General features: G+C 70.1%; 12 protein-coding genes. 8 read left to right on the top strand and 4 right to left on the bottom strand.

Annotation, left to right across the window (positions count from 1 at the left end; translation table 11 throughout):
• Positions 1–46: 46 nt before the first annotated feature.
• Entirely contained in the window at positions 47–805 is a 759-nt protein-coding gene (gene ppgK, locus OTB20_RS06395) for a polyphosphate--glucose phosphotransferase (RefSeq protein WP_267815622.1), read from the top strand.
• A 49-nt stretch (positions 806–854) separates the two neighbouring features.
• Here the strand turns inward: ppgK and OTB20_RS06390 are convergent, their stop codons facing one another.
• Positions 855–1,322 (bottom strand): DUF6542 domain-containing protein, encoded by a 468-nt coding sequence (locus OTB20_RS06390; RefSeq protein ID WP_324290342.1) that lies wholly within the window; start codon positions 1,320–1,322, stop codon positions 855–857.
• Positions 1,323–1,458: 136 nt separating this feature from the next.
• Between OTB20_RS06390 and ychF the strand changes: the two genes are divergently transcribed.
• Positions 1,459–2,547, top strand: a complete 1,089-nt coding sequence (gene ychF / locus OTB20_RS06385) for a redox-regulated ATPase YchF (protein WP_267815621.1) — start codon at positions 1,459–1,461, stop codon at positions 2,545–2,547.
• A 112-nt stretch (positions 2,548–2,659) separates the two neighbouring features.
• Here the strand turns inward: ychF and OTB20_RS06380 are convergent, their stop codons facing one another.
• From OTB20_RS06380 to OTB20_RS06370, 3 genes are all read right to left on the bottom strand, one after another.
• On the bottom strand, positions 2,660–3,241 hold the full coding sequence (locus tag OTB20_RS06380) for a Uma2 family endonuclease (RefSeq protein WP_267815620.1): 582 nt from the start codon (positions 3,239–3,241) through the stop codon (positions 2,660–2,662).
• 367 nt (positions 3,242–3,608) lie between these two features.
• Positions 3,609–3,872, bottom strand: a complete 264-nt coding sequence (locus OTB20_RS06375) for a type II toxin-antitoxin system RelE family toxin (RefSeq protein WP_267815619.1) — start codon at positions 3,870–3,872, stop codon at positions 3,609–3,611.
• A complete protein-coding gene (locus OTB20_RS06370; protein ID WP_267815618.1) occupies positions 3,865–4,134 on the bottom strand; it encodes a type II toxin-antitoxin system Phd/YefM family antitoxin in 270 nt (89 codons plus the stop codon). The genes OTB20_RS06375 and OTB20_RS06370 overlap by 8 nt, the downstream gene beginning before the upstream one ends.
• A gap of 286 nt (positions 4,135–4,420) precedes the next feature.
• Here OTB20_RS06370 and OTB20_RS06365 point away from each other — a divergent pair, with 286 nt between their 5' ends.
• The 6 genes from OTB20_RS06365 (at position 4,421) to OTB20_RS06340 (ending at position 14,824) form a co-directional block, all read left to right on the top strand.
• Entirely contained in the window at positions 4,421–5,989 is a 1,569-nt protein-coding gene (locus tag OTB20_RS06365; protein ID WP_267815617.1) for an AMP-binding protein, read from the top strand.
• 253 nt (positions 5,990–6,242) lie between these two features.
• Positions 6,243–7,175 (top strand): aromatic prenyltransferase, encoded by a 933-nt coding sequence (locus OTB20_RS06360; protein WP_267815616.1) that lies wholly within the window; start codon positions 6,243–6,245, stop codon positions 7,173–7,175.
• 98 nt (positions 7,176–7,273) lie between these two features.
• Positions 7,274–9,040 carry an FAD-dependent monooxygenase gene (locus OTB20_RS06355; RefSeq protein ID WP_267815615.1) on the top strand — a complete coding sequence of 589 codons (1,767 nt, stop codon included), beginning with the start codon at positions 7,274–7,276 and terminating at the stop codon, positions 9,038–9,040.
• A gap of 162 nt (positions 9,041–9,202) precedes the next feature.
• The gene (locus OTB20_RS06350) at positions 9,203–10,729 is read left to right on the top strand and encodes an FAD-binding oxidoreductase (protein WP_267815614.1); all 1,527 of its coding nucleotides are present in this window, start codon (positions 9,203–9,205) and stop codon (positions 10,727–10,729) included.
• A 124-nt stretch (positions 10,730–10,853) separates the two neighbouring features.
• Positions 10,854–12,491: a prenyltransferase/squalene oxidase repeat-containing protein gene (locus OTB20_RS06345; protein ID WP_267815613.1), complete on the top strand. Its 1,638-nt coding sequence runs from the start codon at positions 10,854–10,856 to the stop codon at positions 12,489–12,491.
• Positions 12,492–12,709: 218 nt separating this feature from the next.
• Positions 12,710–14,824 carry an MMPL family transporter gene (locus OTB20_RS06340; protein ID WP_267815612.1) on the top strand — a complete coding sequence of 705 codons (2,115 nt, stop codon included), beginning with the start codon at positions 12,710–12,712 and terminating at the stop codon, positions 14,822–14,824.
• The last annotated feature ends 78 nt before the right edge of the window (positions 14,825–14,902 follow it).

Here is a 14,902-nt window from a genome sequence, read left to right as displayed (position 1 = left end):
CGTTCACGACAGGGCGCTGAGGCAGGTCGTTTCGTACGGTGTGTCCATGGAGATCTTCGGCGTGGACATCGGCGGTTCCGGGATCAAGGGCGCTCCCGTGGACCTCAACCGTGGCGACCTGGTGCAGGAGCGCCACAAGGTACTGACACCGCAGCCGGCCACCCCCGACGGGGTGGCCGGCTGCGTCGTCGAGGTGGTGCGCCACTTCGAGTGGGACGGCCCGGTGGGGGTGACCTTCCCCGGGGTGGTCACGGGCGGGGTGACCCGGTCGGCGGCCAACATGGACAAGGCCTGGGTCGGCGTGGACACGGCGGCGCTGCTCTCCGCGAGCCTGGGGGGCCGCCCGGTGACGGTCCTGAACGACGCGGACGCGGCCGGGGTCGCGGAGATGGCCTACGGGGCGGGGCGCGGGGTCGGCGGCACCGTCATCCTGCTCACGCTGGGCACCGGGATCGGCAGCGCGCTCTTCACGGACGGGCGGCTGGTGCCCAACACCGAGCTGGGCCACCTGGAGCTGAAGGGCCACGACGCGGAGACGCGGGCCTCGGTGAAGGCGAAGGAGGACGGCGACCTGACCTGGGAGCGCTGGGCGCACCGGGTGGGGAAGTACCTGGCTCACGTGGAGATGCTGTTCTCCCCGGACCTCTTCATCATCGGCGGGGGCGTGAGCCGCAAACCGGAGAAGTTCCTGCCGTTGATCGAGGGCGTCCGGGCCCGGATCGTGCCGGCGGAGCTGCAGAACAACGCGGGCATCGTGGGTGCGGCGATGGCGGCGCGGTCGGCGTCGGAGGCGCGGGCGCGGTAACGGCTGCTCGGGGCACCCCACCCCACCCCACCCCACCCCACCCTCCCGGTCAGGCGACGCGGCGGGGCATGCGCCGGCGGCCGATGAGGACGGCCTTGCGCACCACCGCGATGAGCGCGGCGACGAGCGTGCCGGCGTACAGCCAGCCGGCGTGCAGGGACAGCGCGGACACCAGCCCCATCACCTCGCCGGCGAAGCCGCCGGAGCCGCCCGACACGGGCCACACTCCGGCGGCGAAGGCGATCGGGGCGGTGATCGGCGCGGTGATCAGGTCGGCGGGCCGCACCCACAGGGCGGTGACGGCCGCCACCGGCAGGAAGAACAGCCCGTAGACGAACAGCGAGGCGTCGAACAGCAGCCAGTCCAGGCCGCCGACCAGGAACATCGCGGCGCAGGCGAAGAGCCCGCCGCCGATCCCGGTCAGCCGGGGCCGCGGCAGCCGGCGTACCGCTGAGGGCGCTCGCTGGGCGGACCGCTCCGCTGGGTGACGTACCGTACGCGCCTTGTATCGCTCCACTCCCCAAAACTAGGCGGGGAGGCCGCCGATCGTGTGCCCGGACACGCGTACATCCGTGCCCCCTCATCGGAAAGTAAACTGTCCGATGGCCCACTCCGGGCCGCCGCCCCCTCCAGCCCTACGGGAAGTCGCCAACGTGTCGCTCACGATCGGAATCGTCGGCCTGCCGAATGTCGGCAAGTCGACCCTTTTCAACGCCCTGACCAAGAACGACGTGCTGGCGGCCAACTACCCGTTCGCCACGATCGAGCCGAACGTCGGCGTCGTCGGCGTTCCGGACGCCCGCCTCGGCGTCCTGGCCGGCATCTTCGGCTCGCAGAAGCTCCTCCCGGCGACGGTCGACTTCGTCGACATCGCCGGCATCGTGCGCGGTGCGTCGGAGGGCGAGGGCCTCGGCAACAAGTTCCTCGCCAACATCCGCGAGTCGGACGCGATCTGCCAGGTCATCCGCGCCTTCAAGGACGAGAACGTCGTACACGTCGACGGCAAGGTCTCGCCGAAGGACGACATCGAGACGATCAACACCGAGCTGATCCTCGCGGACCTCCAGTCCATCGAGAAGGCCGTGCCGCGCCTGACGAAGGAGTCCCGCCTCCAGAAGGAGAAGGTCGCCGTCCTCGGCGCCGTCGAGAAGGCCCAGAAGATCCTCGAAGCGGGCGACACCCTCTTCTCCCACGGCATCACCAAGGGCACGGAGCAGGGCGACCTCCTCCACGAGCTCCACCTCCTCACGGTCAAGCCGTTCCTCTACGTCTTCAACGTGGACGAGGACGAGCTGACGGACGACGCCTTCAAGGCCGAGCAGAGCGCGCTGGTGGCCCCGGCCGAGGCGATCTTCCTGAACGCCAAGCTGGAGGCCGAGCTCATCGAGCTCGACGACGACGAGGCGCTCGAACTCCTCCAGTCGGTCGGCCAGGAAGAGCCCGGCATGGCCACCCTCGGCCGCGTCGGCTTCGCAGTCCTGGGCCTGCAGACCTACCTGACGGCAGGCCCGAAGGAAACCCGCGCCTGGACCATCAGGAAGGGCGCCACCGCCCCCGAGGCCGCCGGCGTGATCCACACGGACTTCCAGCGCGGCTTCATCAAGGCCGAGGTCATCTCCTACGCGGACCTGGTCGAATGCGGCTCGGTCGTCGAGGCCCGCTCCAAGGGCAAGGCCCGCATGGAGGGCAAGGACTACGTCATGCAGGACGGCGACGTGGTGGAGTTCCGCTTCAATGTGTAGTCGGTTCGTTACTGCATGTTAGCTAAATGCGTCAAACGGGCAGGTGAGAAGGGGGCGGACTCTGACGAATCCGGCCCCTTCTGCGTTCCCGTGCTGACGTGGTGCCGACTTTTCAGGCGCTTCGGGGCGGCGTGAGCTTGTCGAGGTCCAGGATGACCTGGAAGGGTACCGGGCGCTGGAGTGTGCCTCGGAAAATCCCGGCGGGTGCGTAGACCCCGGTCGGTTCGTCGAGCTCGTAGACGTGCACGACGGGTGCCCCGTCCTCGTCCTCGATGCACCAGTAGTGAGGGATGCCGGCCTCCGCGTACTTGCGGAGCTTCACTGTGCGATCGCGATGGGCGGACTCGGGTGACGCAGCCTCCACGACGAGCTTCACGGCCTCCGGCGCGTACCAAGTGCGGTCGGGGTCGTAGGGCAGGTCGGTCAGCAAGAGGTCCGGCTCGGGGCGGTTGCGGGCATCGAGGCGGATCGTCATCTCCCGTTCGACCTCGAAGCCGGTCGGTGCCTGTGCCATGAGCGTGGTGGTCAGGGCGGTGAAGAGGCGGCCATGCCAGGACCGCTGTGGCGACATCATGAAGACGAGGGCTCCGTCGATGAGCTCGGTGTGGCGTGGCGCCTCGGGGAGACGGTCCAGGTCCTCCGCGAACCAGCCTTCCGCGCGCGGCGGGCGCATCCAGTCGGGCAGTGCGGTCATGAGCCAACCCTAGCGATTGAGGCCGTCAAGGGGGCGTTGTGCCGCTGATCCGTAATCGGCGCATAAATGTCGTCGGGATGCTTGAGGCCGCCTCGCTGCTGGTGCCCGACGGGCGATCGGATCGCGCTGTACGAGACCGCAGTGAGGGAGGTACGGCGACGCTCTTGAAGGTCCAGCCTCCGTCGCGGTGCGAGGGGCATGCGACACCGTGCTGACCTGGATGCCTCAAAACCACGTTTCCGCAGGTGAGAGCGTTGTCGTGCACGTTCGCTTCAACGTCTGATCGGACGTGGACAAACGGCCTGACCTGCGAGAAAGCAGGTCAGGCCGTTGTGCTGTCCGCAGCAGTCCGCAGAACTTGGATCAGTTACGTGTCGTAGACCGTGGAGCGGTGTCCGACGTGTACGACCCAGACCACCAGTTCACCGTTGTCGATCGTGCAGACGACACGGTAGTCGCCGACTCGCAGACGACGGCGTTCTGGCTGCGACACGAGTGCGGTGGTGTCGAAGCCGAAAGGGTCACCCTCCAGCTCCGTCAGCTTGGCCAGGATGCGAAGCGCCATGTCGCGAGGGATCTTCCGAAGCTCGGCCTGCGCCTCGGGCCGGAAGACGGTTCGGTACTCACTCACCGCGCGCCAGCGTCTCCCTCATGATGTCCTCGATCGGGATGCCGGGAGCCGGGTTGGCCAGGCGTTCATCGATGATCCGGTTGATCTCGCGCTCTTCCCACTCCTGGTACTTGCGCAGCACCTCGATGGAGACGATGGCGGCGACTTCCTTGCCACGGCGTGTGATTACCGTGGGCACGTCGTGCCGATCGGCTCGCTCCACGACCTCGGCCAGATGCGCGCGCACATCGCGGATGGACTCTGTGGGCAGCGGCTGCGTCATGCACTCAAGCGTACCAAGCGTCCCATGTGTACACCACCGCCTTGCCGGGCAGGTGAGAGACCCGCGCTCCACGACCTCTGAACAGGACGCCGGTCCGCCCCGAGCACCTCACCGGGTCCTGACCGGCGGCGCAGCCGCGGACCCTCGGGCGAGGCCAAGCGGACGCCAACTCGGGGGTCAGTTCCGACCAAGTCCGCAGGCGGATGCTGGAGCTCCGAAGTGTCGTTACACAGACCGCCGTTGTCCAGCGAGCACCGGGAGCGACGCGGGTCTGGACGGAGGTCTCATGAGACGCAATTCCATACACAAGCAGGGTCTCTATCTCGGGTCCGTGGCGGAGCGGGCGGCGGTCGCGAACGGCTCCACGCCACTCACCCTCGACCACGACCTCGATGTTCTGCCCGAGGCCGGGCGGCGTCTGACGGTGGCCGGTCTCGCCGGTCACGTGGAGGACCTCGCGGGCCGGATCGCGGCGGCCGGGGTGAAGGCCGGCGAGCACGTGGTGGTCCACAAGGGGGCGAACTTCGACGTCTGGCTGCTGGCCACCGCGGTGGCGCGGGCGGGCGCGGTCCCGGTGATGCTGTCGCACACGCTGGACGGCCCGACCCTCGCCGCCCTCATGGAGCGGCTCGACAGGCCGTACCTGCTCACCGACGGGCCCAAGCTCGAGGCGCTGGCCGAGCTGCCGCTCGCCGAGCTCACCCGGGGCGTGATCAGCGTGGGCGGCTCCGCCCCCGGGGTGGTCTCGCTCGCCGAGCTCGCCGGATCGCCGCCGGTGCGGCCCATGCTCCAGGGCCTGGACGAGCCGGCGATGATCACGCACACGTCCGGTACCACCGGGGTACCCAAATTGGTGGTGCACACTCCGCGGACGATGCGCGTCCGGCTGCGGCCGCAGCTGTTCCTGCTGGCCCTGATGCGGGGGCGCGAGACGGTCGCGATCCACATCGCCTTCGGGCATTCACGGATGTTCGCGGCGATGGCGCTGTGCCTCTCCAAGGGCATGCCGGTGCTGCTGGTCAACCGCGGCGCTCCCGAGGAGGTCGCGGACTTCTTCCTGGAGCACCGGCCCGGGCTGATCGAGGCCCTCCCCAACTCCTTCCTGGCGTGGGAGCACCTGGCCGACGATCCGCGCAAGCCCTTCGCCTCGGTGAAGTACTTCAGCAGTACCTTCGACGCGATCCACCCCAGGACGGTCCGCCGGCTCCTCGGGGCCTCCGCGCGGAAGGCGCAGTTCTTCCAGATCTACGGGCAGAGCGAGGTCGGCCCGGCGGTCGGCCGCCCGTACTACCGCTCGTCGGCGCACCGGATGGACGGGCGCTGCGTGGGCTACCCGCTGCCGGGCAGTGCGCGGGTGAGGCTGGTGAGCCAGAACGGCAAGCGGCCCTCGGCGCAGAACCCCGGGCTGATCGACGCGCGTTGGGAGGGCATAGCCAAGACGTACCACGGCGAGCAGGAGCGCTACGACGCCAATGTGCACGGCGGCTGGTGGCGGACCGGGGACGTCGGCTACCGCAGCAAGTTCGGCTGCCTGCACATGCTCGACCGGGAGATCGACATGATTCCCGGGGTGGGCAGCAGCCTGGAGATCGAGGACCTGGTGCTGGACCGGCTGGAGGAGCTGGTCGAGCTCGTCGTCGTACTGGGCCCGGATTCCCGGGGCGTCCCGATCGTCTGCACCACCAAGGACGAGCCGCTCGACCCGGACCGCTGGCGCGCGGCCGTCGCCGCCTATCCCCAGCTGGCCGATCCGATCCAGATCCCGCTGGCCGAACTGCCCCGTACGGCCACGATGAAGACGCGCCGGGTCGAACTGTCCCGCCGGCTCCAGGAGCAAGTCCTGCGGCAGGCCTGAACCGGGCGCGGGCACGAGCCGGGCTCCCGGCGGACGGGTTCTCGAACGAGAGCGCCCCGTCCGCCGGGAGTTCGGCGTGCCCGCACGCACGCATCCGACTGCCGCCGCACGCTCCCGCATGCCCTTACCGGATCGCGCCGGATCGCGCCGGATCGCGCCGGATCCCGCCAAGTCGGCGTCAAGTCGCGGAACAGTCGACGGCAAGATCCGTGGCCGACTCTTGCCCACATGAAGCGTCAAGATGATGACAGCCATGAGTGAGGCGACCGGGGGCACCGAAGAAAGCCCGGTGCAGGTTCTCTACGCGGCCATCGAGGAATCGGCCGGCCTGCTGGACGTGGAGTGCGCGCGGGACAAGGTCCTGCCCATCCTGGACATGTACGGGGACGCCCTCGCGCAGGCCGTGGTCGCGTTCCGGCTCGGGACGGGCCAGAAGCACGAGGGCGAGCTCGACTGCCGGTTCACGACCCCGCTGGACGTGGACCCGTACGCGCTGGCCGTGGAGAGCGGGCTGACCCCGCGGACGGACCACCCCGTCGGGTCGCTGCTCTCGGACATCCGGGAGAGCTGCCCGATCGACAGCTACGGAATCGACTTCGGGGTCGTCGGCGGATTCAAGAAGATCTGGCTGGTCTTTCCCCGGAACGACCTGCAGGCGATTTCCAAGCTCGCCGGAATCGCGTCGATGCCGCAGAGCCTCGGCAAGAGCATCGAATTCTTCGGCCGGTACGGAATGGGCGACACGGTCGGCCTGCTCGGTATCGACTACCGGCACAAGACCGTGAACGTGTACTTCGGCGAGCCCCCCACGGGCGGCTTCGGACCGGATGCCGTGCGGTCGATGCTCCACGAGGTCGACCAGGCGGAACCGAGCGACCAGATGCTCGAACTCGGCCAGCAGGCCTTCGGCATCTACGTGACCCTGAACTGGGATTCCCCCAAGGTCGAGCGGATCTGCTTCGCCGTGGCGACCGGGGACCCGACGTCGCTTCCCGTGCGGCTCGACGCGAAGGTCGAGCGATTCGTGAAGCACGTGCTGCAGGCGGATCCCGATACGAAGTTCGTTTATGCCGTCGCCTCCCAGCCCGACGGCGAGTACTACAAGCTCCAGTCCTATTACCGGTGGCAGCCCGGAGTGCTCGACATCATGCAATTGGAAGACGGGGCGCTGGCGAACCCGGTTTAGCAGGTCTCCCCCCAACCGCAATGGGTCCGCGGGCGGTTCGCGGTGCCTTTTCGCCCGGGTTGCCTGGGCTGTCATCTTCTGGAAGAACGAGGACGAACATGGGAACCATCGAAGTTCCGGTTTTGATCGTGGGCGGGGGCGGGACCGGTCTGTCGGCCTCCGCCTTCCTGTCCGACCACGGAGTCGGCCACGTGCTGGTGGAGCGCCGCGCGGACACCTCGCGGCTGCCGAAGGCGCACTACCTCAACCAGCGCACGATGGAAGTCTTCCGCCAGCATGGCCTCGACGCGGAGGTGCTCGAACAGGGCGCGCCGCTCGAGAAGTTCGGGAAGGTCCGCTACCAGACCACGCTGACCGGCGCCGGACCGCTGGACGCGCGGCTGATCCACGAGATGGACGGCTTCGGCGGCGGCGCGCTGAGCGAGACGTACGCGGCGGCCGGGCCCGCCCTGTCGGCCAAGCTGCCGCAGGTGCGGCTGGAGCCGATCCTGCGCGAGGAGGCCGAGCGGCGCAATCCCGGACGCGTCCTGTTCGGCCACGAGCTGACCTCGCTCTCCGAGGAGGGCGACCGCGTCACCGCCGAGATCCGTGACGTCGAGACCGGCGAGATCACCACGGTCGTGGCCCAGTACGCCATCGCGGCGGACGGCGGCCGCACGGTCGGCGCGGCCCTCGGTGTGAACATGCAGGGTCTGCCCGCCCTCTTCGACGCCACGACGGTCTACTTCTCCGCCGATCTGTCCCAGTGGTGGAACGAGGGCTCGCTCATCACCTGGTTCCTCAACCCCTACCGCCAGGACCTCTCCAGCGCCCTCATCGAGATGGGGCCGACCTGGGGCAAGAACTGCGAGGAATGGGGCCTGCACCTCTCCCTCGTCGGCGTGGACCGCTCCGACGAGCAGGCGGTGACCGCCAGGGTCCGCGAGGTGCTCGGCCTGCCCGAGCTCGAGCTGACCCTGCACGACGTGACGAGCTGGACCGTGGAGGCGGTGCTCGCCGAGCACTACCGCTACGGGCGGGTCTTCCTCGCCGGCGACGCCGCGCACCGCCAGCCGCCCGCCGTCGGGCTCGGCCTGAACACCGGTATCCAGGACGCGCACAACCTCGCGTGGAAGCTGGCGACGGTCGTGGCCGGCAACGCGCCCGACAGCCTGCTCGACACCTACGAGGCGGAGCGGCGGCCGATCGGCCAGTTCAACCTGGGCTGGGCCATGTCCGCGGCCTCCCACCACCAGGTCGTCATCGACGGGGCAGTCGGCCTCGGCCAGCACATCCCGCCGGAGCGCCGTACGCCGGTGTTCTTCGGCTACTTCGCCCCGACCCCGGTCGGTGCCGCCCAGCGCGCCCGGGCCGCGGAGATCTTCGCGACCCACCGCGGCGAGTGCCAGGCCCACGACGTGGAGATCGGCTTCGCCTACGAGGCGGGCGCGATCGTCCCCGACGGCAGCAGGCCGCCGGCCCGCGCGGCCCTGGGCGATGTGTACGAGCCCACCACCCGCCCGGGTCACCGCCTGCCCCACGCCTGGATCGAGCAGGACGGCCGACGCCTGTCCACGCACGACCTGACCGGCGCCTGGACCGGCTTCGTGCTGATCACCGGCCCGGACGGGGCGGCGTGGTCCGAGGCGGCCGCCCAGGTGGCCCAGAAGCTCTCGGTCCCGGTCGTCGCGGTGAGCATCGGCGAAGGCGCCGAGTACACCGACGTCGACGGCGTGTGGGAGGCGGTCCGTCAGACGGCCGCCGACGGCGCCGTCCTGGTCAGGCCCGACAACCACGTGGGCTGGCGCAGCGTGGGCGGCGCGCAGAACCGGGCAGAGGTGCTGGCCGCCGCCATCGCGCAGGTCCTGGAGCAGAAGGCCCCGTAAGCGGGGCTCCGCAAGCAAGGACCCGTAGGCAGGGACCCGTAACAGGACTCCGTAGCAGCGCTCCGAACAGGGAGGGCGTGCGCGCAGCGCCCTCCACCGAGTGCCCCGGCACTCACCCATCCGGCAGGCAAGATCTCCTCGGCAAAAGAGGCAGTGCAGCACATGATCAATCGCAGATCCTTCCTTGTCGGCGCCGGCGGCGCCGCCCTCGCCGCGACCGGCGCTTCCGCCGTGTTCCCCGCCACCGCGAACGCCCGGACCCGGTCCGGCATCCGCTGGGGACGGCTGGACGACAAGCTCCGCGGACACCTGGTCCTGCCCTCCGACGCGGACTACCAGCGGGCCAAGCAGCTCTACCAGGTCCAGTTCGACGCCGTGAACCCCCGCGCGGTCGCCTACTGCACCACCCCCTCCGACGTGGCGAACTGTCTGCGCTTCGCCCAGGACAACGGCATCGAGGTCGCCGCGCGCAGCGGTGGCCACAGCGCGGCCGGGTACTCGACGACCCAGGGCCTGGTCGTCGACGTGTCCGGGCTCAACACCGTCACCCTCGGCACCGGAACCGCGAAGATCGGCACCGGCGCGCAGCTGGTCGACATCGCCAACACCCTCGCGCCGGCCGGTCTGGGCATATCCGGCGGCTACTGCCCGACCGTGGCCGCGGGCGGGTTCCTGCAGGGCGGCGGCATGGGCCTGTTCACCCGGCACATCGGCATGGCCTCGGACAAGGTGACCGCGGCGAAGGTCGTCCTCGCCGACGGCCGCATCGTCACCGCCTCGGCGGACCAGCACAGGGACCTCTTCTGGGCGCTGCGCGGCGGCGGTGGCGGCAACTTCGGCATCGTCACCTCCTACGACGTCGCCCCCACGCCCCTGACCAACGTGGCGGCCATCAATATCGTCTGGCCCTACGCCCAGGCGCTGGAGATGCTGGACGGCTGGGCGCGCTGGCTCGTCGACGCGCCGCACTCCATCGGAAGCGGCATGAACGTCACGCTCACGGACGCCGCCCCCGGTACCGTCCCGACCGCGTCGATCTTCCTCGGCTCCGTGGACACCGGTCCGGCCTTCGACGCGGAGATCGCCCGTCTCATCTCGGTCGTCGGCAAGCCCCCGGTGTTCCAGCAGAAGTTCACCGCGCCCTACCAGGCCGTGATGATGCAGCTCTACCGCTGCTCCGAGCTCACCGTGGACGAGTGCCACCGCTCCGACACCAGCCCGGGCGGCAAGGTCCCGCGCGCCGCCTTCGGCGCCTGGCGCAGCCGTCTGTTCCGCCAGACGATGCCGCGCGAGGGCTGGGCGAAGGCCCTGCAGGTCTTCGAGAGCGACCGGATGCCCGGCCAGATGCGCCAGCTCCAGATCTCCGCCCTGGGCGGAGAGGCCAACAAGGTGGCGCGCACCGCCACCGCGTACGTCCACCGCGACAGCCTCTTCTCGGTCAGCTACCTCACCGCGAACGCCGAAGCGCCCGTCTCCGACGAGGCCAAGGCCTCGGCGAACCGGTGGGTCGACGCGGGCTTCGCCGCCATCGACCCCTACTCGAACGGCGAGACGTACCAGAACTTCATCGACCCGCGGCTGCCCGACTGGGAGCGCTCGTACTACGCCGAGAACTACCAGCGGCTGCGGCAGGTCAAGGAGCGGTACGACCCGTACAAGTTCTTCCGCTTCGCGCAGAGCGTCCGCTGATCACAGGCCCGGCCGGCCGCGCCCCGGGACGCCCGGCCGGCCGGGCCCCGCGGTGGCGCCCCCGGCACCCGGTGCCGTTCCCGAACCCATCACCGCTCCCCAGCCGTTCAGATAGGAGCATTCCGTGTACATAGCGGACCTGGCGTACGCGGCCCCGATGCCGTGGCCCGCCGAAGTCGACCCCGATCACGTGCGCGAGGCCACGGACCGGCTGATCGCACACGTCGCCCGCAGGGTCGACGCCGACGGCGCGCTGCGCGAGGAGTGCCAGAGCCGGGTGCTCGAGTCGGCGCTCGCCCTTTCGCTGATGACGCGCACCGGTACGGACTCCCCGGCCCGGGACCGCCTGCTCGCCTACCTCCGGGCCCACCAGGAGACCCCGGACAAGCTCGAGCGCGTACTCGCGGCGCTCGCCGTCGCGCGGGCCACCGGCCGGACCACCGCCGGTGACGCCGGGCTCGTCGCCAAGCTGACGGACGGCGTGCTCGGCGACGCGCCGGGATTCATCTCCGCCCGCCGCCGCATGATGGTGTGCGCGGTGCTGTCGGTGCTCGGCTGCCCGCTGCCGACCGAGGTGCTCTCCGCGGTCGCCGACGAGGTTCCGTCCGACCCCCTGCACTCCTGGGCCGCCGTACAGCAGGCTTCCGTGACCCTGATCCTCGCCGCCGCCGCGGGCGTCGACAACGGGGTCACCGCCGCCGCGCTGGAGACCCTGGCCGCCACGCACCCGGCGTCGACGGTGTGGGAGGGCTACGCCCTGATGCACCTGCTGGTGCTGCACGGGCTCGCCGGTTTCCCCGGGAACGAGGAGACCGTACGCAGCGGCCTGCAGACGCTGCTGCTCCACCAACGCCCCGACGGCGGCTTCCCGTTCGTCCTGGAAATGCACAACTGGTGTACCTCGACCGCCGGAACGGCCCTCGCCGCGGCGGGCGCCCCCACGGAGCTGCTGCGCAAGATGGCGGGGATGCTCGTCGCCCACCAGGGCGGCGCCCCGACCCGCTCGCTCTCGCGCGGCGCGACGCTCACCGACGGCTGGTCGATGTCGGCCATCGTGGCGCAGAACGACGTGGACGACACCTCGTGCGCCCTGGAGTTCCTCCAGGCCATCGACCCGATCGCCTACGGGGACTCCGTGCGGCGCGCGGTGGACGCGCTGCTGGCCGTCCAGGGCGCCGACGGCGGCTTTCCCACGTACGTCGCCGGGGCCTCCTCCGAACCGTGCATGACGGCCGCTGCCATCTGCGGGCTCGCACCGCACCCGCACACCCTGCCCGCACGGGAACGGGCCCTGGCCTTCCTCGCCGAAAGCCAGTTCGCCGACGGCGGGTTCGAGTCGGGGTGGAGCCGCAGCCGGCTGCACACGATCTTCCGCGCGCGGCTCGCCGCGTGCACGGCGGGCCCGCAGGACCATCACGTGGCCCGCATGGCCGAGCGGATCGAGCGGACGGTGCGCGAAACGCAGAACGAGGACGGCGGCTGGGGGATGCAGCCGGGCGATCCCAGCGACGACATCAGCACCGCCTACGGACTGATCACGCTGTGCTACGGGACCGACCACCGGCCCATCGGGCGCGCACTGTCCTGGCTGCTCGCGCACCAGAACGCGGACGGCGGCTACAGCGGCCCGCCCGACATGGTCGGCCCGCGCCCGTTCCCGTACAGCTTCCCCATCCTGACCGACGCTCCCGTGCTCCTCGCCTTCGGGCACGTCCGCGCCCGGGCCTGGGACACGGCGGCCGTGCTCCAGGGAGCGCGCTGACAGGTCGGCCCGGACCGCTCGCGGCACACGAGGAGCCGAGCACCCACTCAGCGTCACCGCGGCCGCTGAAGGTACCCACCGGAGGAGGAGGTCTTGGACCTCCTCCTCCCTTCGTGCGGGCTCAACGTGCCCTAGCCTCTTGACCGTTAACGAATCAGAAGCACCACCGCGCTCTTTGCCCTTCGACTTACCCTTCGACGGAAGACCGAGGAATTGACATGATGCGCAAGATAGCGGCCCTACCCAGTGGAAGGCTGGGCAAATGGGTCGTCATCGCCCTTTGGGTGGTCCTGCTGGTCCCGGCCCTCATGCTGGCCGGCAAGCTCGGTGACGTCGAAGAGAACGACAACTCGGCCTGGCTCCCCAGCAACGCGGAATCGACCAAGGTCGTCGAACGCGCGGAGAAGTTCCAGCTCGCCGACACGCTGCCCGCGGTCGTGCTCTACGACCGGTCCGGGGGCGTCACCGACGCCGACCTGGCCAAGGCCAAGGCCGACGCCGAGGCCTTCCAGGGCATCGAGAACGTCGTCGGGCAGGCCCAGGGCCCGGTGAAGTCCGAGGACGGCAAGGCCATCCAGACGGTGGTCCAGGTCAAGAAGGACAAGGCCGGCTGGGAGGGGATCGGCACGGTCGTCGACAAGATGACCGAGGTCGGCAAGAAGAACGCCGACGGCCTCGGCTTCCACGTCGCCGGCCCGTCCGGCTACGCCTCCGACTCCATCAAGGCGTTCAGCGGGGGCGGGGCCCTGACGACGATCACCGCGCTCGTGGTCGTCGCGATCCTGCTGCTCACCTACCGCAGCCCGCTGCTGCCGCTGCTGCCACTGCTGACCGTGGGCGTCGCCCTGGTCACGTCGGAGGCGGTGATCTACGTACTGGCGAAGAACGCCGGCCTCGTCGTCAACAAGCAGACCAGCTTCATCTTGACCGTATTGGTGTTCGGCGCCGCCACCGACTACGCGCTCCTGCTCATCTCCCGCTACCGGGAGGAGCTGCTCCGGCACGAGGACCGGCACGAGGCGATGGCGGAGGCCCTGTACCGCTCCGGCCCCGCGATCATCGCCAGCGCCGCGACCGTCGCGGTCAGCCTGATGCTGCTGATGCTGGCCACCCTGAACTCCACCCAGGGGCTCGGTCCGGCCTGTGCGGTCGGCGTCCTCGTCGGGCTGCTCGCCATGGTCACCCTGATGCCGGCGCTGCTCGTGGCCTGTGGCCGCTGGATCTTCTGGCCGGTGAAGCCCTCGTACGGAGCGGCCCCCACCGCCGAAAGCGGAATCTGGACCCGGGTCGGTACCGCCGTATCCGGCCGGCCGCGGCTGGTGTGGATCGGTACCGCGCTCGCGCTGGGCGTCATGGCGTTGGGCGTGCTCGGACTCAAGGCCGACGGACTCGCCAACAAGGACCAGTTCACCAACACCCCGCAGATGGCCGTCGGCGAGAAGATCCAGACGGAGCACTTCCCGGCCGGCTCCGGCGATCCCATCTTCGTCGTGGCCAAGGCCGCCTCGGCGGAGCAGGTGAGCGCCGCGCTGTCCGCGGTCCCCGGAATCGCGAAGGTCACCCCCCTCCCGGTGGTCAAGGACGGCGAGGCCGTCATGCTCGGGGAGCTCAAGGACGAACCCAGCAGCACGACCGCGATGAGCACCGTCGAGCAGGCCAGGACCGCGGTCCACCGGATCGAGGGCGCCGAAGCCCAGGTCGGCGGCAGCACGGCGGTCATGCTCGACACGCAGACCGCGGCCGCCCGCGACTCCAAGGTGATCATCCCGATCGTCCTGGTCGTCGTACTCCTCATCCTGGGGCTGCTGCTGCGCTCGATCGTGGCGCCGCTGCTGCTCATGGGCACCGTTGTGCTGTCGTTCGGAGCGGCCCTCGGTGTGAGCAGCCTGGTCTTCAACCACGTGTTCGGCTTCGCCGGCGCCGAGGCCTCCTTCCCGCTCCTGGCGTTCGTGTTCCTGGTCGCCCTCGGCATCGACTACAACATCTTCCTGGTCACCCGGGTGCGCGAGGTGGCGATGGAGCACGGCACCCGGCGCGGCGCGCTGCTCGGCCTGTCCACCACCGGCGGAGTCATCACCTCGGCGGGCCTGGTCCTGGCCGGCACCTTCGCGGCGATGGCCTCACTGCCCCTGGTGTTCGCGGCCGAGCTCGGATTCACGGTGGCGTTCGGCGTCCTGCTGGACACCATGATCGTGCGCTCGGTGCTGGTCACCGCGCTGACCCTGGACGTGGGCCGGTGGATGTGGTGGCCCAGCAAGCTGTTCCTGCGGCAGGACGACCCCGAGCCCCTGGCGCGGACGCCCGATCTGGAGCCCGCCCTCGGCGGTAAGTGAGGATCTAGCACACAGGGCCTCCCGGCACCGGCCGGGAGGCCCTTCGCGTTTCCGCGGGGGCGGTGGCGGGGGCGGTGG

It is taken from the genome of Streptomyces sp. H27-H1 (assembly GCF_026627445.1).
In the GTDB taxonomy this organism is placed as follows: domain Bacteria; phylum Actinomycetota; class Actinomycetes; order Streptomycetales; family Streptomycetaceae; genus Streptomyces.
This window is presented reverse-complemented; position numbering and strand designations above follow the sequence as displayed.

Bases quoted from the DNA above. Each gene is read 5' to 3' on its own strand.
- ppgK (WP_267815622.1), top strand. From the start codon at position 47: ATGGAGATCTTCGGCGTGGACATCGGCGGTTCCGGGATCAAGGGCGCT.
- OTB20_RS06380 (WP_267815620.1), bottom strand. From the start codon at position 3,241: ATGACCGCACTGCCCGACTGGATGCGCCCGCCGCGCGCGGAAGGCTGG.
- OTB20_RS06370 (WP_267815618.1), bottom strand. From the start codon at position 4,134: ATGACGCAGCCGCTGCCCACAGAGTCCATCCGCGATGTGCGCGCGCAT.
- OTB20_RS06365 (WP_267815617.1), top strand. From the start codon at position 4,421: ATGAGACGCAATTCCATACACAAGCAGGGTCTCTATCTCGGGTCCGTG.
- OTB20_RS06360 (WP_267815616.1), top strand. From the start codon at position 6,243: ATGAGTGAGGCGACCGGGGGCACCGAAGAAAGCCCGGTGCAGGTTCTC.
- OTB20_RS06355 (WP_267815615.1), top strand. From the start codon at position 7,274: ATGGGAACCATCGAAGTTCCGGTTTTGATCGTGGGCGGGGGCGGGACC.
- OTB20_RS06350 (WP_267815614.1), top strand. From the start codon at position 9,203: ATGATCAATCGCAGATCCTTCCTTGTCGGCGCCGGCGGCGCCGCCCTC.
- OTB20_RS06340 (WP_267815612.1), top strand. From the start codon at position 12,710: ATGATGCGCAAGATAGCGGCCCTACCCAGTGGAAGGCTGGGCAAATGG.